This window comes from Microbispora sp. NBRC 16548, from assembly GCF_030268985.1.
Lineage (GTDB): Bacteria > Actinomycetota > Actinomycetes > Streptosporangiales > Streptosporangiaceae > Microbispora > Microbispora catharanthi.
Map to the genome: position 1 here is coordinate 1 of NZ_BSSF01000032.1, position 21,171 is coordinate 21,171.

The 21,171-nt window shown below is 72.2% G+C and carries 18 protein-coding genes; 6 read left to right on the forward strand and 12 right to left on the reverse strand.

What is annotated here, in order from left to right; all coding sequences use genetic code 11:
- Positions 1–76: 76 nt before the first annotated feature.
- Entirely contained in the window at positions 77–2,032 is a 1,956-nt protein-coding gene (locus tag QSK36_RS41690) for a VWA domain-containing protein (protein ID WP_285786273.1), read from the reverse strand.
- Positions 2,033–3,047: 1,015 nt separating this feature from the next.
- Here QSK36_RS41690 and QSK36_RS41695 point away from each other — a divergent pair.
- The 4 genes from QSK36_RS41695 (at position 3,048) to QSK36_RS41710 (ending at position 7,545) form a co-directional block, all read left to right on the forward strand.
- Positions 3,048–3,692 carry a DNA alkylation repair protein gene (locus tag QSK36_RS41695; protein ID WP_285786274.1) on the forward strand — a complete coding sequence of 215 codons (645 nt, stop codon included), beginning with the start codon at positions 3,048–3,050 and terminating at the stop codon, positions 3,690–3,692.
- A gap of 637 nt (positions 3,693–4,329) precedes the next feature.
- Positions 4,330–5,190 (forward strand): alkaline phosphatase family protein, encoded by an 861-nt coding sequence (locus QSK36_RS41700; protein ID WP_285786251.1) that lies wholly within the window; start codon positions 4,330–4,332, stop codon positions 5,188–5,190.
- Between the two features lie 4 nt (positions 5,191–5,194).
- Entirely contained in the window at positions 5,195–6,499 is a 1,305-nt protein-coding gene (locus QSK36_RS41705; protein WP_285786252.1) for an MFS transporter, read from the forward strand.
- A gap of 23 nt (positions 6,500–6,522) precedes the next feature.
- Complete coding sequence (locus QSK36_RS41710; RefSeq protein WP_285786253.1) at positions 6,523–7,545, forward strand: TolB family protein; 1,023 nt, start codon at positions 6,523–6,525, stop codon at positions 7,543–7,545.
- Positions 7,546–7,604: 59 nt separating this feature from the next.
- Here QSK36_RS41710 and QSK36_RS41715 read toward each other — a convergent pair whose 3' ends face one another.
- Together QSK36_RS41715 and QSK36_RS41720 are read right to left on the reverse strand one after the other, a co-directional pair.
- On the reverse strand, positions 7,605–8,267 hold the full coding sequence (locus QSK36_RS41715; RefSeq protein ID WP_285786254.1) for a response regulator: 663 nt from the start codon (positions 8,265–8,267) through the stop codon (positions 7,605–7,607).
- Positions 8,255–9,394 carry a histidine kinase gene (locus QSK36_RS41720; RefSeq protein WP_285786255.1) on the reverse strand — a complete coding sequence of 380 codons (1,140 nt, stop codon included), beginning with the start codon at positions 9,392–9,394 and terminating at the stop codon, positions 8,255–8,257. The genes QSK36_RS41715 and QSK36_RS41720 overlap by 13 nt, the downstream gene beginning before the upstream one ends.
- Before the next feature lie 132 nt (positions 9,395–9,526).
- Here QSK36_RS41720 and QSK36_RS41725 point away from each other — a divergent pair, with 132 nt between their 5' ends.
- Positions 9,527–10,519 (forward strand): AF_0692 family protein, encoded by a 993-nt coding sequence (locus QSK36_RS41725; protein WP_285786256.1) that lies wholly within the window; start codon positions 9,527–9,529, stop codon positions 10,517–10,519.
- A 288-nt stretch (positions 10,520–10,807) separates the two neighbouring features.
- Here QSK36_RS41725 and QSK36_RS41730 read toward each other — a convergent pair whose 3' ends face one another.
- From QSK36_RS41730 to QSK36_RS41765, 8 genes are all read right to left on the reverse strand, one after another.
- The gene (locus tag QSK36_RS41730) at positions 10,808–12,037 is read right to left on the reverse strand and encodes an RNA polymerase sigma factor (RefSeq protein WP_285786257.1); all 1,230 of its coding nucleotides are present in this window, start codon (positions 12,035–12,037) and stop codon (positions 10,808–10,810) included.
- On the reverse strand, positions 12,034–12,372 hold the full coding sequence (locus tag QSK36_RS41735) for a YciI family protein (RefSeq protein WP_183533341.1): 339 nt from the start codon (positions 12,370–12,372) through the stop codon (positions 12,034–12,036). The genes QSK36_RS41730 and QSK36_RS41735 overlap by 4 nt, the downstream gene beginning before the upstream one ends.
- 97 nt (positions 12,373–12,469) lie before the next feature.
- Positions 12,470–13,309: an alpha/beta fold hydrolase gene (locus tag QSK36_RS41740; protein WP_285786258.1), complete on the reverse strand. Its 840-nt coding sequence runs from the start codon at positions 13,307–13,309 to the stop codon at positions 12,470–12,472.
- Positions 13,306–13,899, reverse strand: coding sequence for a TetR/AcrR family transcriptional regulator (locus tag QSK36_RS41745; protein WP_285786275.1), 594 nt, complete (start codon positions 13,897–13,899; stop codon positions 13,306–13,308). The genes QSK36_RS41740 and QSK36_RS41745 overlap by 4 nt, the downstream gene beginning before the upstream one ends.
- Positions 13,900–14,050: 151 nt before the next feature.
- The gene (locus tag QSK36_RS41750; protein ID WP_285786259.1) at positions 14,051–15,901 is read right to left on the reverse strand and encodes an ABC transporter ATP-binding protein; all 1,851 of its coding nucleotides are present in this window, start codon (positions 15,899–15,901) and stop codon (positions 14,051–14,053) included.
- 5 nt (positions 15,902–15,906) lie between these two features.
- Complete coding sequence (locus tag QSK36_RS41755) at positions 15,907–16,449, reverse strand: peroxiredoxin family protein (protein WP_285786260.1); 543 nt, start codon at positions 16,447–16,449, stop codon at positions 15,907–15,909.
- 19 nt (positions 16,450–16,468) lie between these two features.
- Positions 16,469–16,984 carry a MauE/DoxX family redox-associated membrane protein gene (locus QSK36_RS41760; RefSeq protein ID WP_183533347.1) on the reverse strand — a complete coding sequence of 172 codons (516 nt, stop codon included), beginning with the start codon at positions 16,982–16,984 and terminating at the stop codon, positions 16,469–16,471.
- Between the two features lie 30 nt (positions 16,985–17,014).
- Complete coding sequence (locus tag QSK36_RS41765) at positions 17,015–17,224, reverse strand: hypothetical protein (protein ID WP_169984937.1); 210 nt, start codon at positions 17,222–17,224, stop codon at positions 17,015–17,017.
- A 176-nt stretch (positions 17,225–17,400) separates the two neighbouring features.
- Between QSK36_RS41765 and QSK36_RS41770 the strand changes: the two genes are divergently transcribed.
- On the forward strand, positions 17,401–17,862 hold the full coding sequence (locus QSK36_RS41770; RefSeq protein ID WP_139580139.1) for a S26 family signal peptidase: 462 nt from the start codon (positions 17,401–17,403) through the stop codon (positions 17,860–17,862).
- Here QSK36_RS41770 and QSK36_RS41775 read toward each other — a convergent pair.
- Positions 17,811–21,065 carry an AfsR/SARP family transcriptional regulator gene (locus QSK36_RS41775; RefSeq protein ID WP_285786261.1) on the reverse strand — a complete coding sequence of 1,085 codons (3,255 nt, stop codon included), beginning with the start codon at positions 21,063–21,065 and terminating at the stop codon, positions 17,811–17,813. The genes QSK36_RS41770 and QSK36_RS41775 overlap by 52 nt on opposite strands.
- Positions 21,066–21,171: the final 106 nt, after the last annotated feature.

Here is a 21,171-nt window from a genome sequence, read left to right on the forward strand (position 1 = left end):
CGGCCTTCAGCAGGTCCAGGACTTTGCGACGGAACTCGGGGGGATAGCTCCTCGGCATGCTGACCTCTCTCGGGGTTCAGGCATGCCAGTCAACCAAAGGGACTCCACGAAAGGCGGTGAACATCACGGCGCAGGTGGTGGTGGAAGTGGATTTGACGGTCTTGACGGTGATCACCGGGATGCCGGTGATCCCGACGGTGGTGTCGTCGATGGAGGCGGTGGCGACGGATTTGCCGGGGAATTCGGTGGTGGCGACCTGGGCGCACAGGGCGTGCGCGCTGATCAGTCCGCTGAGGCTGGCGGTGCAGGGCACCGAGGTGGTGCCGGTCGAGGTGGTGGAGATGGGGCCGGTGTCGGGGGTGCGTGCGATGTTGACCAGTTGGATGCCGGCCAGGGAGGCGTCGGCGGTCAGGCCGTAGGCCCGTCCGGTCAGCCGCTGCGGCGTGACGGTGACTTGTTCTTCGCTGCACGGTGAGGTGACGGAGTTGTTGTCAGCGTCGCCGCCGTAGGTGGCGGTCCACCGGTAGGTGCCGGCCGCGCCGATGGTCACGTTGCCGGACGCGGCGGTGCCGCTGCCGGACAGCGTGCCGGTGCGGGTGGCGATCGGCGTCGCACAGTCGGTGTCACCGGGGCCGTACAGCTGGAATGTGACAGTACCGGTGGGGTGGAACCCGCCGGAGACGGTGGCGGTGTCGGACACGACGCCGCCGGCCGGCACGGACCCCGATGGGGTGGTGGCGACGCCCGGAGTGGCCTTCACAACCACGACCTCTTCATCGCCGCACGCGGAGGTGACCGGGTTGTTGGCGTCATCGCCGCTGTAGGAGGCGACCCACCGGTAGGTGCCCACCCCGCCCGCGGGGATGTTCCCGGACGCGGCGGTGCCGCTGCCCGACACCGTCCCGGTACGAGTCGCGATCGGCGTCGCACAGTCGGTGTCACCGGGGCCGAACAGCTGGAACGTGACGGTGCCCGTCGGGTGGTAGCCACCGGACAGGGTCGCCGTATCAGAGACGTTCCCGCCCGCGGGCACCTGGCCCGACGGCGTCGTGGCGATCGATGGGGTCGCCTTCGGAACGTGCTCGCTGATCGTTTCGGTGAAGCCCGGTGACAGGACGCCGTTGAGCAGGAAGTCCACCTTGCAGGTCAGGGTGCTTCCCGGTGGGGCTCCGGCGCCGACGGAGACGACCTCGGTGAAGGTGGCGTCATCGCCGCTGGTCACCGTCCGGCTGCCCGGGGTCAGGGACACCGACAGGTTCGGGTCGCAGTCGCGTAGCTGATGGGTGACCGTGACCGGCAGGTTGTGCAGGGCCGCCAGGATGGTGTCGCTGACCTCCGAGGCGTTGAGGCCGGAGAACAGTTGTCCATCCGTGGCGTCGGTGATCGCGGTCGCCTGCCCGCCCGTGTTCAGCCCGGCCAGGTCGAACGCGAGCACGGTGATGTCGGCTGCCTGCAGGGCGCTGATCGCGTCGGCCAGCGTATGGCCGTTACTGGGGTCATGGCTGGGGGCGTCCCCGATCAGCAACACGATCCGGGTGCTGTTCGGCCGGAAGCCGACCGCCCCGGACGCGACCTGGTACAGACCGTTGATGCCGTCCTCTGAGAGGTCGCCGCCGCCCGTCGCGACCAGCGAGTTGAGACCGTTGGTGACGTCGGTCTGGTTGGCGGTGAGGTTCTGCGCCACCCGGAACGACGTCGCGTCCACCGACACGTCCCTGTACTCGGCGACCGCGAACTGCGCGTCCGGCTGCGCCGAGGCGACGTTGGACAAGATGGTGTTCGCGTTGGTCCGCACGTTCGAGATGACCCCGCCCATGCTCCCTGTTGTGTCGATCAGGAAAGTGATATCCGGCTTGGGCGGGATCGCCGGAGTGGACACGGTCTTGGCGATCGTCGTCGACTCGCCCGGGGCCAGGTTCAGCGTCACGTCGGCCGGGGTGACCCCGGGCGCGGCGGACGCCGTCCCTACCCCGGTCACCAGCATCGCACCGGCCACCACCACGCACACGGCGGCCCGTAATCTTCGCGTCATTCTCACGGTGTAATTCCCTCTGGTGTGGCGTTATGCCATTAAGGAATTTGGGATCGCCGGCCATCCAGAATTCCTCTGAATGCGCTACCCGGGACGCCCTCTCCTCACGTATCGGCGCGCGGATACCAATTCGCATTGGTTGACAACCTCGGTGACATGTTCAGCGCCAGCCGCTTATCAACGAGGGGGTGTGGCCACGGTCACATGGTGACTGTTCGGCGAATAGATGTAAATAGGCCACTTACGGCAAGTTCCCGACTGGCCACAGTCGGCCACTCCTTGCCGATGAGAGGCGCCCGTGAGCAGCGATCTTTGCCGGGATCTTCTTCAGGCATGTCCGATGAAATGAGTGATCCGCAGTTTGCCGCTTCAGAAAAGAACGGCCGTTTTCAGCCCTCCGGACCGCCTGAATCACGGTTATGAGCATCGCCGCAGAGTCGACCGACGGCCTCCCATGCCATTCGGCATCGGCCAAATCCGATGGATACGACGGCTTCCGGTCATGACTCCGGCACCCCGGCGAGGCACAACCGCCGGCGTCAAAAGCCGCGGGCGCGTAAACAGGCACCACGGGCTCCCGGCCGCCGAGTTGTGTAGATCAGCTTCAATGTCGCGTCGGCGCGGACAACGGCTTTCGAGGGCAGCCGGACCCGAAACGAGCAGGGCATGCCCAGGCTGTAGCCGATACCGCGGTTCTCGCACTCCTCGCGCAGGTCACGGTCGCGGCCGTTAGGGGCTGATCAACCAATGGGGACGCACATCGCGTAAGGGAAAGTGGTCTCGAGGCCGTCTACTGGGACGCCGGCACCGCGCGCGGCTCGAACGCGTCGAACTCGACCCGGGTCGGCGACTGACGCAGACAGCATCATGGAGAGGCTGCCAGGGGCAGCGGCATGGCCGATTTTGAGAAGTCCGAGCTGAACAGGCGAGTGCTCGTAGGCTGACTCTCACACGTGATGGACAGGAGGCTGACGTGGCCGAGACGACGCTGACCGAGACGTTGGTGGCCGAGGTGATGGCCGAGCTGGCCGGGCTCGAGGACCCGAAGGCACGCGAGGTGAACGAGAAACACGGTGACGATCACGGTGTGAACCTCAGCAAGCTGCGCGCGCTCGCGAAGCGGCTGAAGATGCAGCAGGAACTCGCGTGCCGGCTCTGGGAGACCGATGACACCGCGGCGAGGCTGCTGGCGATCCTGATCTGCCGTCCGAAGGCGTTCGAGCGTGACGAGTTGGACGTCATGCTGCGCGAGGCGCGCACGCCAAAGGTGCATGACTGGCTCGTGAACTACGTGGTGAAGAAGAGCCCGCACTCCGAAGAGCTGCGCCTGACCTGGTCCGCCGATTCGGATCCAGTGGTCGCGAGTGCCGGCTGGGCGCTGACCACCGAACGCGTGACGAAGAAGCCCGAGGGCCTCGACCTCACAGGGCTGCTCGACGTCATCGAGGCGGAGATGAAGGACGCCCCGGATCGCCTGCAGTGGGCGATGAACCACTGCCTGGCTCAGATCGGGATCGAGCACGCCGAGCACCGCGCCCGTGCGATCGACATCGGTGAGCGCCTGGAGGTGCTCAAGGACTACCCGACTCCCCCGGGCTGCACGTCTCCGTTCGCGCCCATCTGGATCACCGAGATGGTGCGCCGGCAGCACGATAAGTAGGAAGGTTCGCGCTCCCGCCCGTGCCGCGACCCCCTCAGAACGCGGCACCCGATACGAACCGGCCGTGAGGGGCCTCACATCGCCTACCGCTGGAGAGCACACCCGGCCTGCCCGAGTGCGCCCCGCGAGTGCCTGACGCCCGAGGCCGCCGCGCTGATCCACGACGGCGTCGCGGAGAACACCCGCATCGCTTACCGGCGTGGGTGGCGTGTGTTCGAGTCCTGGTGCGAGCAGTACGGCTTCGCCGCGATGCCGTGCGGTGAGCTGACGCTGGCGGACTACGTCGCGTCCATGGTGCTCGACGTCGTCGTCAAACGAGGTGCATTCGAGTGCCGCCCGGGCTCCACTGGACGGCGACCAGGTCGGAGCCGTACTCCTGAGCCAGCCGACGACGCAACCGCAGGTCGACGTCCAATCCGCCAAGCTCGTCGACACGACGGCCTCACCGGGCTCGACGTCCACGACGACCGCGCCGCCGCCATCGCGACGTGTCGGTCTGCCCCCGCGTGGCACCCGAAATCGGGCGACGAGGGGCTTCATTTACCGTTCGGCCAACCTTCATGTCGGGCGTGCAGTCAGCGTCACAGGGTGTTCCTAGCCTGAGCTGGTCCCAGACGCCCCCCTCTGGAGGACAGCCATGCCGTCCCGCCGGATCACCGCTCTCACCACCGCCTTCACGCTGTCCGCGGCCTCCCTGGGCCTGTGGGCCGCCGGAGGCTTCAGCGCCCAGGCGGCCACGTTGCCGACGCCGGACCACACGGTGGTCGTAGTCTTCGAAAACCACGCCTACTCCCAGATCGTCGGCAGCTCCAGCGCTCCTTACATCAACTCCCTGAAGAGCGGCGGGGCCAACCTGACCGCCTTCTACGCCGAGACCCATCCCAGCCAGCCCAACTACTTCGCCATGTTCTCCGGGTCGACCCAGGGCATCACCGACGACTCGTGCTACACCCCCGGCTTCAGTTCCGCGCCCAACCTGGCGTCGGAGCTGCTCGCCGCGGGCAAGAGCTGGGCCAGCTACAACGAATCGCTGCCCAGCCAGGGCTCGACCACGTGCAGCAGCGGCAAGTACGCCCGCAAGCACAACCCCTGGTTCGGGTTCTCCAACGTGCCGACGTCCACCGCGTACACGTTCGCCCAGTTCCCCACCGACTTCACCAAACTGCCTAAGGTGTCGTTCGTCGTCCCGAACCTGTGCAGCGACATGCACGATTGCTCGGTGTCCACCGGCGACACCTGGCTGAAGAACAACCTCGGCGCGTACGCGACCTGGGCCAAGACCCACAACAGCCTTCTCGTGGTCACCTTCGACGAGGACAACCGGCTGAGCGGCAACCGCATCGCCACTGTGCTGTACGGCCAGCCGGTGCTGGCGGGGTCGTCCTCCGGCACCACCTACAACCACTACAACCTGCTGCGCACCATCGAGGACATGTACGGCACCGGCCACGCGGGCAACGCGGCGTCGGCGTCGGCCATCTCCGGCATCTGGAACTGACCGCGTGTACCTCGCGGACGGTCGCGACGCGCCCGCCGCCGTCCCCCACCGGGGACGGCGGTGGGCCGCGGTTCCGGGAACCGTGCTGGCCCTGGGCGCGGTGAGCCTGATCACGGACGTGTCGGCGGAGATGATCACCGCCGTGCTGCCCCTCTACCTCGTCTCCGGGCTGGGGCTGTCCCCGCTCGGCTTCGGCGTGCTCGACGGCGTCTACAACGGGGTCGGCGCCCTGGTGAGGCTGGCCGGAGGCCACCTCGCCGACGGTGGGGGCGGGCGGCACAAGGCGGTCGCCGTGGCCGGCTACGGCCTGTCGGCGCTGTGCAAGCCGCTGCTGCTGGTCGCCCACACCCTGCCGGTCATCGGCGCGGTGCTGGCCCTCGACCGTACGGGCAAGGGCCTGCGCACCGCCCCCCGGGACGCCCTCATCTCCCTGGCCGCCCCGCCCGAGCGCCGGGGGCAGGCCTTCGGCGTGCACCGGGCGATGGACACCGCGGGAGCCCTCTGCGGGCCCGTCCTGGCGTTCCTGGTGCTGGGGGTGGCGGCGGAGGGTTACGACGCCGTCTTCACGGTCAGTGCCTGCGTCGCCGCGCTGGGCGTGCTGGTGCTGGTGCTCTTCGTCCCCGGCCGTCCCGGCGGCGTCGGCGTCGCCCGGAGTGCGGGCCGGAGTGCGGGCCGGAGTGCGGCGCCCTCCGGCCCGCTCCGGGCACCCGCGCTCCTGCGGATGCCCGGCGTGGGGCGACTGGCGGCGTGCGCGGTGCTGCTGGGGCTGACGACGGTGAGCGACTCCTTCGTCTACCTGCTGCTGCAGCGCAGGTTCGAGGTGCCCGCGCAGTGGTTCCCCTTGCTGCCGCTCGGGACGGCGGCCGCCTTCCTGCTGCTGGCCGTGCCCGCCGGCGCCGTCGCCGACCGCATCGGGCGGCGGAGGCTGTTCCTGCTCGGACACCTGGCGCTGCTCGTCGCGTACGGCCTGGTGCTGGCCGTCCCCGGCGGGCCGCTGCCGGCGGTGGTGCCAGTGGTGGTAACGGTGCTCGTGCTGCACGGGGCCTTCTACGCGGCGACCGACGGCGTGCTGGCGGCCGCGGTCGCCGGCGTCGTGCCGGAGGCGATGAGAGCGAGAGGGCTGGCCCTGGTGGGCACCGGCCAGGCCCTCGCCCGATTCGCCTGCTCGATCGGGTTCGGCGCCGCCTGGACGGCCTGGGGCGACGGCCCGGCGCTGGCCGTCGCGACGGCGGGGCTGGCGATCTCCACCCCCATCGCGCTCGCCGCACTCCGCTCCTCCTCGTGCCCCTCCGCGCAGCGGACGGCCTGAGCGTGCGAAGAGAAGGGAACCCCGTGACCATCCCACCCCGCCTGACGGTCCTGCTGGCCGCGGTGCTGCTCCTCGGGGGTCTGTCCGCCTGGGCGGTGGTGCACGCCGCCGCCCGCGCGGAGAGCCGGGGCCTCCCGCGGACGGGGGAGCCCTCCGCCGGTCCGGGTGCGGTCACGCTCGCGGCGGGGCAGGGGCGCCGGATGCTCTTCCGGACGATGGCGTGGGGTCAGCACCGCGACGAGGTGGTCGCCGTGCCCGCGGACGACCCCGGGGGCTCGCGCGTCTCGTCCGGGGTGCGGTGCCTGCGCTTCCACGCCTCGTCCGGCACCGGCGCCTGCCTCCAGGCCGAGCACGGCTCGCTGGGCGACACCTACCGAGCCGTGGTGCTCGACGCGCGACTGCGGGAGCGGCGCGCGTTCCCCCTCGCCGGCATCCCCACCCGCACGAGGGTCTCCCCGTCCGGCCGCATGGCGGCCTGGACCGTCTTCGTGAGCGGCGACTCGTACGCGGGGACGAACTTCTCCACCCGCACCTCGATCCTGGACACGCGCACCTGGTCGCTGCAGGACAACCTGGAGACCTACCGTGTGCTCAAGGACGGCCGTCCCTATCACGCTGCCGACGTCAACCTGTGGGGAGTGACCTTCGCCGACGACGGCCACTTCTGGGTCACCCTCGCGACCGGAGGCCGCACGTGGCTGGCGCGCGGGGACGTCGCGGCCCGCACGCTGACCACGGTCCGGCAGAACGTGGAGTGCCCGTCGCTCTCCCCCGACGGCACCCGCATCGCGTTCAAGAAGCGGGTGGCCGGCCTGCCCGAGGACGCGCCGTGGCGGCTTTACGTCCTCGACCTTCTGACCATGCGGGAGACTCCGATCGCCGAGCGGCGCAGCGTCGACGACCAGGCGGTGTGGCTCGACGCCCGCACGCTCGGCTACGCCCTGCCGGGCGACTTCGGCGCCGACATCTGGACGGCGCCGGCGGACGGCTCAGGAGCGCCGCGCCGCCTGCTCTCCGCGGCGCTCGCGCCCGTCGTCGTCCAGTGAAGGCCGCCGCTCCCGGAGACCTCGGCTGAAGGTCGACCGCGTGCGGGAAACGTGCCCGGCTAGAGCGGATTGTCGTGGGCGATGAGGGCGAGCTGGACGCGATTGTCCAGGTTGGTCTTCGCGAGGATGCGGGAGATGTAGCTCTTGACCGTGCCGACGCTCATGTGGAGCTCGGCCGCGATGTCTGCGTTGGACCTGCCCCGGCCGACCGCCGCGGCGACCTCACGCTCGCGGTCGCTGAGCCTGGACAGCAGGCTGCGCGCGTCGGCGCGGCGGCGGTCCTCCGCCTCCGGCGCCAGGTGGGCGATCAGGCGCCGGGTCACACCGGGCGACAGGATCGGCTCGCCCGCCGCGACCCGGAGGACCGCGGCCACGATGCCCTCCGGCGGGGTGTCCTTGAGCAGGAACCCGCTGGCCCCGGCGCGCAGCGCGCCGAAGACGTGCTCGTCGGCGTCGAACGTGGTCAGCATGATGACGTGGGGAGGGTCGGGCCGCCGCCGCAGCAGCCGGGTGGCGTCGATCCCGTCCAGGCCCGGCATGCGGATGTCCATGAGCACCACATCGGGCGCATGCGCGTCGACCGCGGCTCCGACGTCGGCGCCGTCGGCCACGCCGCCCACCACGACGAGCTCGTCGGCGCCCCTGAGCATCAGCGTCAGACCCGCCCTGACGAGCGGGTCGTCGTCCACGACCAGCACGCGTATGGCGCTCACACCGGCCATGGTAGCCAGACCGTCAGGCGGAACTCGCCTTTCTCCACCCCGGCCTGCTCCACCCGCCCGCCCGCCAGCTCGGCCCGCTCCCGCATCCCGGCCAGGCCGGCGCCCTCCCCCCGGGGAGCGTGCACCACGGGATTGCGCACCATGGGATTGCGCACCTCGATGGCGAGCCCCCGGTCCGGCCTGCCGTCGAGGCGGAGACTCACCGGCATGCCCGGCGCGTGCTTCCTGGCGTTCGTGAGGCCCTCCTGGACGATCCGGTAGGCCGCCCGCGCCGTCGCGCCCGGCAGGTCGGGGAGGCGCACGCCGCCGTCGTGCATCTCGACCTCCATGCCCGCCCGCCGTACCTCCTCGACCAGAGTGCGCAGGTCCAGCTCGGCCAGGACGGGCGCCTCGCGGAGCACCGAGATGACCTGGCGCAGCTCCTGCAGCGCCTGGTGCGCGCTGGAGCGCACCACCGCGGCCGCCTCGACCACCTCCTCGGGGTCGGCCCGCGCGTTGAACTCCAGCGCACCGGCGTGCAGCGCCAGCAGCGACAGCCGGTGCGCCAGCACGTCGTGCATCTCTCGGGCGATGGCCAGGCGTTCGGCGTGGCGGGCCCGCTCGACGCGTCGCTGTTGCTCCTCCTCGGCCCTGCGGACCCGCTCCGCCAGCGACAGCACCAGTTGGCGGCGGGCCCGCGCCAGCATCCCCCATCCGGTCAGCGCCACCCCGAACAGCACCGCGACCAGCGCCCACACCGGGTAGGGTGCCAGCCCCGGCGGCCGCAGCCAGAACCGGGCCAGCGTCGCGGCCACCCAGGCCGCGCCCACACCGATCGCGACGATCGAGCGCCGGTAGAGGGCGGCCATCAGCGTGGCGATGCCGGCCGCGACCGACGCCGAGGCCGCGGGCACCGCCAGCGCCACGGCCACGAGCGCCATGGTGGCCGGCCATCGGCGCGACAGCCACAGCGCCCCGCACGCCGCCGCGCCGCCGGCCACGTCCGCGACCAGCCACCAGCCGGAAGCCGCGCCGAGGTCGTCTCGCACGACGACCGCCGCCGCGGCCAGCGCACAGGCGACGCCCCCCACCCGGATCGCCCGGTCCCGCCGGGTCCTGGCAGGGCCAGGCCGTACGTCTGCTGTCACGGACGCCCAGCGTAATGACGGCGGGCCCGCCGTCGGCAGCAACCAAAGTCGGCGCCGGGTTGTCACCTGGGTTGCCACGGGCAGGACCCGTGGCGGCAGACGTGGGGGGTGTGCGCGGAACACGCTGGCCGCATGACGGCGAACAAGACGCGCGGCCGCCGGGCCGCACTGCTCCTCGCGGTGATCACACCGCTCGTGGCCGAGTTCACCCTCGGCAACCCGCCACTGCGCATGGCCTGGCTCCTGCTGCTGTGGATCCCGATATACGGCGCGGGCGTCGTCCTGGTGCGCGAGCTGGTGCGGCGGGCCGGGACGGGCTGGACCGGGGTGCTGCTGCTCGGCGCCGCCTACGGCATCGTCGAGGAGGGCTTGGCGCTGCAGGCGCTGAGCAGCCCCACGATCTACGGCGCCGCCGGATGGGCGCCCCGGATCCTGGGCCTGAACAGCGCCTACACCGAGCTGCAGATCCCCTACCACGCGGTCTTCAGCGCCGCGATCCCGATCCTCCTCACCGACCTGATCGTCCCGTCCCTGCGCGACCGTCCCTACCTGGGCAGACTCGGCACCTGGCTGGCCGGGGCGGTCTTCGTCCTCGGCGCGCTGCTGCTGCGGACGACGGTGGTGACGAGTATCGACCCCGGGTACGAGGCGCCGCCGGCGATCCTGGCGGGCTGTGCGGCCGCCGTGGTCCTGCTCGCGGTGGCGGGGCTGCGGCTGAAGTCCCGCCCGGGCGTGTCCTCGATCAGCCCGCCCGCGCCCGCGGCGGCCGGGGTGTTCGGCGCCGTGGCCGTCTTCGGATACCTGGCGTCGCTGTTCCCCTTCGGCGGCGCGACCCAGCCCGCCTTCACCCACGGCGGGTGGGTGATCGTGCCCATGTCGGCCGCCGCCGTTCTGGCGGTCACCGCCGCGTGGCTCCTGCGCCGCTGGACGGCCGGCGGCCTGTGGACGGACCGGCACAGTCTCGCCCTGGCCTCCGGCGCCCTGATCGCCCACACCGCCTTCGGCCTGATCTCCAATACCGACACTGCGGCCGACCGCGCCGGCCTGGCGGCCGTCGGTGTGGTCATGGTGTGTCTGCTGGCCGTGCTGGGCCGCCGGGTCGCCGGCCTCCCTCGCGCCATATGAGATCCGGTGCGAACCGCCGCAAGTGAGGCAGCAGCGAGCGCCTTTACGAAGTAAATCAACAACGCCGGCTCGGCACATGCCTCATGCAGCGAGCCGCCGGTTCGCAGCGCAGCGGCACGTCCTGATCCCAGGTCCATACCTCGCCCATGCGGCCTCCACCAGGGGAAGACCCTGTCATCACCGCGAGCGGCCTTGCCACTCTGCCGCATGAGGCCTGCCAGGGAGTCAGCGGGGCGGGCGGCCCCCTCGGGTCGCTCGCCGAGCCGTGGGTGGCGATGCCGGCGGACGCTACGGCCACTCTCCATGAGTCAGATCCAGCCGCTGGTGGAGCAGGGCCTGCTGGGCCGGGTTGGCGGTCAGGCCCAGCGCCCGCTCATCACATAGCCGCGCCTGGCTCGTCTCGCCCAGCGCGCGCAGCAACTCGGCTCGGGTCGCGTGCAGGAGCGGGTAGCGGGACAGGGCTCCCTCCAGGCCGGTCAGCTCCGCCAGCGCGGCCGCGGGCCCCTTGACGTAGCGCAGGGCGACGGCCCGGTGCAGCCGGGTGACCGGCGAGGGCGCCACCGCCAGGAGCATGTCGTACAACACGAGGATCTGTGCCCAGTCGGTGTGCTCGAAGCCGGGGGCCTCGGCGTGACAGGCCACGATCGCGGCCTGCAACTGGTAGGGCCCCGGCTGGCGATGGGTCCTGGCGGTGCGGGTCAGCAACGCGGTCGCCTCGGCGATCGCGGCGCGGTCCCACAGGCCGCGATCCTGCTCGGCGAGCGGCACCAGACGCCCGTGGGAGTCGAACCGGGCCGCGCCGCGCGCCCGGTGCAGCCGGATGAGCGCGAGCAGCCCGGCCACTTCCGGCTCGCCCGGCATGAGGCCGGCCAGGAGCCCGGCCAGCCACTCGGCGTCGTCGGCCAGGTCGCGCGCCTCGGCCCGATCGCCGCTGCTGGACAGATATCCCTCGTTGAACAGCAGGTAGACGACCGCGAGCACGGCGTCCAGCCGTTCGGGCAGCTCCTCGGCGGCCGGAATCCGGTAGGGGATGCCCGCTTCGGCGATCTTTCGTTTCGCCCGGGTGAGCCGCTGGGCGACCGTGGTCTCCGGCACGACGAAGGCAGCGGCGATCTGCGCGGTACTCAGCCCGCACACCACCCGCAGGGTCAACGCGATCCGGGCCTCCGGCGACAGCGCCGGATGGCAGCACGTGAAGATCAGCCGCAGCCGGTCGTCGCTCTCCCCCGGCTCGGGCCACCGCAGCCGGGCCAGCTTGGCGTGGTAGTTCGTCTCCCGCCGCAGCACGTCGAGGCCGCGGCGGCGGGCCACGGTGAACAGCCAGGCGTCCGGCCGGTCCGGCACGCCCTCGACCGGCCAGCGGCGCAGCGCGGTCTCCACGGCGTCCTGCACCAGGTCCTCCGCGGCGGAGAAGTCGCCCAGCAGCGACACCAGGCACGCCGCGAGGCGGCCCGCGTGCTCACGTACGACGCGGGCCAGCACCTCCCGGCTCCCCCTGCCGCTGTCCGGTCCGCTCATGCGGCCGGTCGGATCTCCACGACCGGGCACGCCGGCCAGGACCTGGCCAGCTTCAGCGCCTCGTCCAGATCGGCCACCTCCACCTCCGCGTAGCCGCTGACGACCTCCTTGCCCTCGACGAACGGCCCATCGGTGACGACGGGCTCGCCGCCACCGAGACGTACGGTGGTCGCGGTGTGCGCGGGCGCCAGACGCATGTGGTGCGTGATCTTGCCGGAGTTCTCGGCGAACCAGCGCATCACCGCCTCGTAGGCGGCCTCGCGCTCCAAATCGTCCATCGCCTCCAGCCGCTTGGCGAACTCCTCGGTCTCGACGAACATCAGCACGTACTTCACGGTTGACTCTCTTCCTTCGATCGGCCTTCAACAGGAAGACGAACGGGCACCTGCCCCACACGACACCAGGCGGCACGACTTTGCCGGCGCGGCCGAATCAGGCGCTCAGCACCTTGCGGAGCAGCTCGCCGAACTCGGCGGGGTGTGTGGTGAGCCCCGTATGCCCGCCGGGGAAGTGGACGAGCTCCGTGCCGAACCGCTCGGCGAGGAAGGCGGCGGGGCGGTAGGGCAGTTCGCCCTGTGAGTCCGCTCCGGCGGCGAGCACGAGCCGGCCCGACAGGGCCTCCAGGCGATCCACGTCCGGCGTGTAGGCCATGAAGCTCGGCACGATGCGCCCGAGGAAGTAGGGCATGTCCGCCATCGTCCGCTCCGCCCGGGCCGCCGCCTGCGGGGGGAGTTCGGTGGCCGCCTTGACGTCGACGGGATCGGCGCCGGGCCGCCTGAGGCCGGCCGCGAACACGGCCGCCGCGGGCATCAGTCCCTCCCTGCGGAAGGTGTCCTGGACGCGGGCGAGCAGCGCGCGATGCTCGGCGGCGTCCGGCAGCACCTCCACCAGCGGCGGCTCGTGCGCCACGACGCGTTCGATCCGCTCGGGATGGGTGGTGAGCAGGTGCAGCGCGACGATCGCGCCCGAGCTGCAGGCGGCCACGCGGGCGGGCGCGTCCGGAGACAGCAGCTCCAGCAGCCGCAACGCGTCGCCGGCGTGCTGCTCGACCCGTTGCGGGGCCTCCGGGTCGTCCAGCGGGCTGCGGGACAGGCCGCGCGGGTCGTAGGACGCGACCGTGTAGTCGGCGGCCAGGGCGTCGGCGACGCCGTCGAAGGAGGCCGCGCCGCCCGTGCCGCCGGGGATCAGCAGCAGGAGCGGGCCCTTTCCGCGCACCTCGTAGCGCAGGGTGGCGCCGTCCACGCGCAGGTGGCCGATGGCCGGGCTGGTCATGTCGAGTCTCCTTCATCGTGCGTGGGCCACCGCTCAAGGAGGGTGTGCAGGGCGTCGAGACAGCGGACCCAGGTGTCTTCCGCCGGGCGCGCGTGCGCGAACCCGCCCGCGGCCTCCAGGCTGGTGAAGCCATGAAGCGTGCTGCGCATCAGCCGGACCGCGTCGGTCAGGTCGGGTTCCCGCAGCGCGTAGGCGCGCAGCATGCTGTAGGTCAGCTCGACGGCGCGCCGTGGCCCGGCAGCCCGGGCCACGAGCTCGGGATCGATCTGGATCGGGATCTGCGTCGCGGTGTATCGGCCCGGGTGGTCGTGGGCGTACTGCCGCCAGGCGTTGGCGTACGCCACCAGCGCGTCCTTTCCGGCCCGTCCGGCGGTCGCCTCCGCGATGCGGATGGTCTTCTCGTCCGCGGCCAGCAGCGCGATCCGCCCGCGCAGGTCCTCGAGGCTGCGGACGTGCGCGTAAAGGCTGGCGTCCTTCACCCCGAGTCGTCGCGCCACCGCCGACATGGTCACGTGCTCGAGCCCGACCTCGTCCGCCAGCTCGGCACCGGCGAGCGTCACCCGCTCCGCCGTCAACCCGGCCCGCACCATGTGCATGCCGCCCTTCTCCACCCTGGAGCGCCGTGAGTATTCCTAGGTTCCCTAGGTTTTTCCTTGGGGTCCAAGGTTGCCTCAGGCCGGGCGAGGAGCGCAAGCGGTTATCACGGAACGCGCCGCGAGGACCACCGACGCGGACGGTCGCTCACTTCTCGGCCGGCGACGCGAGGCCGGTGGCCCCGAGGCCGGCGGCCTGGCTGAGCTGGAAATCGGCCGCCTGGCGGGTGAACAGGCGGGCGTATTCGCCGTCGAGGGCCATCAGCTCGTCATGGGTGCCCTGTTCGGCCACCCGCCCGTCGGCGAGGACGACGATGTGGTCCGCGCCGCGCACCGTGTTGAGGCGGTGCGAGATGAGGAGGCTCGTACGGCCGCTGCGGTAGTCGCGGAGCCGCTGGTGGATGGCGTACTCGGCCTCGGGGTCGAGTCCCGAGCTGGGCTCGTCGAGGATGAGCAGGTCGGCGGTGTCCGCGCGGAGGAGGGCGCGGGCGAGGGCGACGCGCTGCCACTGCCCCCCGGACAGGAGCACGCCCCGGCCGGGGTCCTCGTCCTGTTCGGCGGCGAAGAACCGCGACAGGATGGTGTCGTAGCCACGGGGAAGGCTCACCAGTTTGTCGTGGACGTCCGCCCGGCGGGCCGCCTCGTGGATCCGCTCCGGCCGGTCGAGGGAGCCGACGTCGCCGACGGCGACGTTCTCCGCCGCGGTGAGGTCGTAGGCCACGTAGTCCTGGAACACGGCTCCGATCCGGCGGCGCAGGTCGTCGACGCGCAGCTCGCGCAGGTCGGCGCCGTCCCAGCGGACGCTGCCGCGCTCGGGGTCGTAGAGGCGGCACAGGAGCTTGACGACGGTGCTCTTGCCCGCGCCGTTCAGGCCGACCAGGGCCACGCTCCGCCCGTACGGAATGGTCAGGTTCAGGCCGCGCAGCACGTACGGATGGCCGGCGTCGTACCGGAACCACACGTCGCGGAGTTCGATGCCGTGCCGTAGCGGTGACACGTCGCCGCCGGTGGCGGGTTCCGGCAGGTCGGGCCCCATGGTGACGACGTGGGCGTAGTGGCCGGCCAGGACGAGCGCCTCGTTCAGGTGTGCCAGCTGGATCACCATGCCGGAGAGGGAGGACTGGGTGCCGGCGAGTGCGGCGGTGAGGACGGCCAGGTCGCCGATGCCGGCCTGGCCCCCCGCTATCCGGGAGACCAGCACGATCAGCGCGGCGCCCGCGATGACCGTGCTGAGGGCGGTGAGCGCCCCGTTGTAGCGGACGGCCGTCAGGTCCATCCGGCGTTCCGCCCGCTGCTCGGCGGCCAGTTCGCCCAGCATGCGCCGCCGCAGGAAGCCCCCGATGCCGAACAGCCGGATCTCCTTGGCGGCCTGATGGTCGAGCATCAGCGTCTGGTAGAACATCCGGCGGCGTTCCGCGGGGGCCATCTCCAGGCGAAGGTACGCCCGGCGGCGGCCGAGCCTGAGCTGGACGATCAGTTCGGGCACGGCGGCCGCGGCCACGACGGCGGCGAGGAGCGGGCTGAGCGTGGCGAGCGCGCCCAGGAGCCCGGCGATGGTGATACCGCCGCGTGCCGCCCCGAGCGCCGACTCGGTGACGAGTTGCGGGGCGGTCTGGGCGGACTGCTGGGCCAGCTGGAGCCGATTGTGGAAATCCGGGTTCTCCAGCCTGGTCAGTCCCTGCATCCGGCACACCGCCGTGAACAGTTCGTCGCTGGTGCGCCACGCGATGCGCCGCTGCTGCTCCCGCTGGACCCACCCGGACAGGTGGGGCAGCAGCGCGGTCAGGGCTCCGAGCACGGCCATCGCGGCGGCAAGCGGCGTCGTCGAGAGGCCCGACCCGGCGGTCAGGCGATCGATCAGCAGTTTGGTGAGCCACGTGATCGCGACGGGGGCGGCACCGTTCAGGACCGCCATGGCGAGCTGGGACAGGGCGAGAACCGGTCCGGCCCGCCAGACGAGCGCCAGGGTGAGCCGCAGCGGCCCGAGTCGTGACCTCACGCCGGTCAGGCCGGGGACGGCGCTGCCGTCGGCAGCTCCGGCTTCAGGCTGCTGCCGGCGACGGTTCCGTCGGGGCCGACCAGGAAGAACGACGGGAAGGCCCTGACCTCGAACGCTTCCGCCATCGCGCCGCCCTCGCTCTCCACGACGACGCTCACGTCGTCGGCCAGGGCGGCGAGCAGCTCGGCGGTTCTCTTCTCGCCCTCCACCACCACCGCCATGACTCGTACGCCGTCGGCGGCGGCGTCACGGGCGGTCGTGACGAAGGCGGGCGCCTTCGGCAGGCAGTGCGGGCAGTCGGTGCTGAAGAACCCGACGAGGGTGCGCTCGCCCGCGAAGTCGTCCGTGGTGACCTTCGTGTCCGCGACCGTGAGCGCGGAGAAGGCCGGGACCTCGGCGCCCACGGCGAGCCCGGGACTTCCGGGCATTCTCCCGGCAAGGGAATCCTTGGTGATTTTCCGGAGTTTCCTGATGACCGCACCGGTCAGGAGCAGGTTCACCAGGACGAGCCCGCCGAGCAGGACGACGGCGGCGACCAGGACGGCCATGGGCGTTCCCTTCGATGGGTCAGCGGAGGAGGTGGAGCAGGTCGTCGAGGAGCACGACGGCGCCGACGGCGACCGAGGCCCCGAGCAGGCAGAGCGCGGCGGCGGGCGGCGCGACGGGCGTGCCGCCCGCAGCGGACGTCATGGCGGCCCCGGCCACCGCGCACGCGACGAGAACGACGTTGCGCGCCACGTGCCGGCGGTTGACCGGCTCGTCCGATCCGCCGAAGCATCGGCACGCGACGGTCGTTCCGCGCCGCAGCGCCGTCACCAGGACCGCGGCGAACCCGAGGAGCAGGCCTCCGGCGAGCAGGAGGCCCGCCCTGCCGTCGCCGTCGAGGCCGGGCGCCGCCAGCATGACGACGGTCCCGGCCTCGACGGCGACGACCACCACGGCGGCGGGCGTCCCGAGACCCGTGGGGAGGCCGCCGAGCCGCCGAACCGCCGTGGTGAAATCGCCGAAGGCCCGCCGCGTGCGCAGCTTCGTGAGGACGGAGACCAGGAAGACCCCCATCAGCACGAGCCGGACGGTCAGCACGGCGTAGACCATGGGACGTGCCGGCCGGCGTCAGCAGTAGCCGATGTTCTGCCAGGCGCCGCCGCAGCTGCTCCGCCAGTATGTGATGCAGAGGAAGCCGGTCGGGTTGGGGTAGCAGTCCTTGTAGCGGTTACAGCCACCCGACGGCCAGTATTCGAAACAGTTGTCGGCCTGGGCCTCGGCGCCGGGGAGGAGCTTTTCGAGCAGCCGGTCTCCCAGGCGGTTCAGCTTACGGATCATGGTTTCTCCCTTTGCTGGGTTCGGGCGTGGTAGGCCGCCCGCCCTGTGAGGATGCTCGGCGCGGCCTTCGCCGCGGTTGCGCGCCGGCTGCGCGATAGGCCGCAGGCGCCGCGCAACCGTCGCGCAGCCGGGGCCCGGCAGAATCGCGATCGGCTGACCAGGCCGAAAGGTTGATCATGCAACATTTCGTGATTTCGCTGCTGTCACTGGCCGTGGCCGCCGCGGTCGCCGGGATGGTCGCGGCCCGGCGACGCTTCGTCGTCGTACGGGTGGCCGGGACGAGCATGGTTCCGACGTACCAGCCGGGAGATCGGGTGCTCATACGGCGCGGCGGGCGGGCGGTCCCGCGGCGCGGCCAGGTGGTGGTCTTCCGGCGCCTGCAGCCGGGCGGCACGGGCTCTTCGGGACGCGCGTCCGGACTGCGCGGGACGGAGTGGCTGATCAAGCGGGTCGCCGCGATGCCGGGCGACAGGGTGCCCGACCAGGTCGCGCCGGGCGTGCACGCCGCACCGGGTGACGTGGTCCCGGCCGACCGGCTGGTGGTCCTCGGCGACGGCCCGACCAGCCGGGACTCCCGGCACTGGGGCTACCTGCCGGTGAGCGAGGTGCTGGGCGTCGTCATCCGCAGGTTGTCATGATCGGGCAAGGCCCTGTCCACGTCGGCCACGGCGACCTCGGCGGTGTTGCCGAGCCGCTGGAACAACCGGTGGGCCGCCGTCCAGGACCGCGTGGCCGCCTCCTGGTCGCCGCGGTCGTGCTGGGCCCGGCCGAGGGCCCTCAGCGCGAGCGCCTGCTCGTGGAGGTCGTGCAGCCCGCGCGCCGTGCGTACCGCGTCGTCGAGCGTGCGTACCGCCTGGTCGGCCCGGCCGCCGAGGCGGTGTGACTCACCCAGGACGCGGAGCCCGGCGGCCTGTCCGGAAGGAACTCCGAACTCCTCGAACACGGCCAGCGCCCGCTCGATCGGCTTCGCCACGTTCCGGCGCCCGAAACGAAGGCACAGATCGCCGAGGGCGAGCAGCAGATACGCCTCGAGCAGCCGCTCCCCGCGCCGCCGGCAGATCTGCAGGCCCTCCCACAGATGGTGGGAGACGCGCCTGCCCGTGGCGTGGTCGCGGCAGGCGGCCGCCATCTCCCGCAGGGCGAGGGTCCTGGCCACCAGACTGTTCCCGCGGATCGCCAGGCGGAGCGCCCGGTCCGCGCAGGCGAGCGCGTCCTGGTGGAGCCCCTGCTCCCGGTCGGTGACGGCGCGGACGTACCAGAGACGGCTCAGGGCGAGCTCGTAGCCGATCTCCCCAGCCATGGCCATGGCCTCGTCCGCCACCGCGCGGGCCTGGTCGGGGTCGCCCCCGCGGCACAGCGCGAACGCCCGCAGGCACAGCAGGTCGAGCGCGCCATGCCGTTCCCCCGCCGCGCCGAACGCCGCGAGCGCCGCCTCGATCGCCTCGGGGGTGACGCCGCGCGGCCGCTCCACACCGATCATGAGCAGGTGGCCGAGGCCGCGCGTCATCACCGCCTCGCCCCACTGGTCGCCGCCCAGTGCGCACGCCCGCAGCGCCAGCTCGTGGGAGGACGCCCAGTCCCGGTAGTGCCCGCGGAAGGCGTAGTAGCCTGCCGCGCGGGCGGACAGTTCCCAGGCCGCCTCGTTCAGACCGAGCCGGGACGCCTGCGCCACCCCCGCCAGAAGGCTCTGCCGCTCGCTGTCGAACCAGGCCGTCGGATCGCCGACCAGGGCCCTGGTGGTGGCGGGGTCGGCGTACCAGCGAGGGGCCGCGCCACGTATGACCGAGGCCACCTGCTCCGGCAGGCCGCTCTCCGCCGCCTCCGCAAGCGCGAGCAACGCGCCGAGGACGCGGGTGATCGCCTTGTCCCGCTCGCCGGCGGTCTCCTCCAGCTCGGCGCGTTCCCGCGCGTAGAGCCGCACCAACTCATGGAAGCGGTAGCGGAACCGCCCGTTCCCGTCACTGCCCTCGCAGCTCAGGAGCTGGGCGTCGACGAGCAGATCGGCGTACGTCTCGGCTTCGCGCACCGTCACGTCGAGGGCCGCCGCGAGCATCCAGGCGGCGAAGGCGGGGAAGTCGAGCAGGCCGAGCATCCGCAGCGCCCGCCGGCTGGTCTCGTCGAGCCTGTCGTAGTCGGCGGCCAGCCCCGCCCGGACCGACAGGTCGCCGAGAGAGAGCTCGTCCAGGCGCCGCCGCTCCGCCCGCAGGCGATCGGCCAGGTGGTCGAGCTGCCAGTGCTCGCGCAGCGCCAGTTTCGCCCCCGCGATCCGTATCGCCAGGGGCAGGTGACCGCAGAGCCGGACGATCTCGGCCGCGACCGTGGGCCGCGCCGCCACCCGGATCGGCCCGGCGATCCGCCCGAGCAGCTCCGACGCGCAAGCCGGATCGAGCGGGCCGACGCGTACGGATCGGGCGCTCAATCCGGCGACCCCGCGCCTGCTCGTCACCAGTACGGCACAGCCCGCACCCCCCGGCAGGAGCGGCCTGACCTGCTCCTCGCCCGCGGCGTCGTCCAGCACGACCAGCACACGACGATCGGCCAGGACGGTGCGGAACAGCTTCCCGCGCTCCTCGGCTTCGTCCGGCACCGCCCGCGCGTCCACCCCGAGGGCGATCAGGAACCGCCCCAGCGCCTCGGCCGGGTCGATCGGCCGAGGGCAGGTCCCGCGCAGGTCGATGTAGAGCCGGCCGTCGGTGAACGTCTCCCGCAGGCGATGGGCGACGTGGACCGCGAGCGCCGTCTTGCCGGTGCCCGCCCCGCCGTACAGCGCCACGACCGGCGTCGCGGCGGTGTGTCCGTCCGCGCCGGTGAGCCACAGCCGCAGTGACTCCGCCGTGTCCTGGCGTCCCGTGAAGTCCGCGATGTCCGGTGGCAGATGGCACGGCACCGTCGTCGCGGGCCCCGTCCGCCCCTCACCCGTCCACCCCTCACCCGTCCGCCCCTCCGCGTCGCTCCCGACTTCGTCCCCGGCGGTGTTTCCGGCAGCGTTTCCGGCGGTGTTTCCGGCGCTGTGGTCGGCGCCGTTCCGGGCTTCGAAGTACGCGGCGCGCTCGTCCGCGCAGGCCGCCCCCTCCGGCCCGAGGATCTCGCCGGCGAACGGTCCCGTCGCTTCATCCCGCAGGATCGCCTCGTACACCCGTCGCAGCATCCGGCCGGGTTCCACGCCGAGTTCCTCACCGAGCACGGTCCGCGTCCGCTGGTAGACCCGTAACGCCTCGACCTGGCGCCCGGCCTGGTTCAGGGCCAGCATCAGGCAGGCGTGCAGCCGCTCCCGGTAGGGATGCAGCTCGGCCATCTCGGTCAGGCCGGTGACCAGCTCCGCGTGGCGGCCACGGGCCAGGTCGACGACGGCCAGCTCCTCACAGGTCAGCAGCCGTTCCTCCTCGAGCCGCCGCGCCTCGTCGGCCACCGTCGACACGTCCCCGATGTCGGCGTAGGCGGGGCCCCGCCACAGGCCGAGCGCACGCTCGAACAGCATGCCCGCCTTCGCCGGGTCCGCGTTCCTCCTGGCGGCCCGCCCCGCCGCCGTGAGCTCCCGGAAGCGCAGCACGTCCAGCTCCGGCGGCAGCACGGTGATGGCGTAACCACCGGTGCAACGGACGACGCGGTCGCGCTCACCCAGTGCCTGCCTCAACCGCAGCACGTATATCTGGAGGGTCTTGTGCGCGCTGCGCGGCGGTGCGCTCCCCCACAGGGCCTCGATCAGCGCCGGCACCGCCACCGGCCTGCCCGGCGTACACAGCAGGGCCGCCAGCAGGCGTCGCAGCATCGCCGCGCCCAGCGGGACGGGCACCGCGTCGCGGCTCACCCGCAGCGGCCCGAGAACGTCGAACTCCAACACCGTCACCCCTCGCGAGGCCGGTCACCCGGGGCGAGCCTTCGATCAGCCGAGGTGCCCGCCGCCTCCTCCCCCGGCCATGCCCTGCCCCGGCGGCCCCCGTCGCATG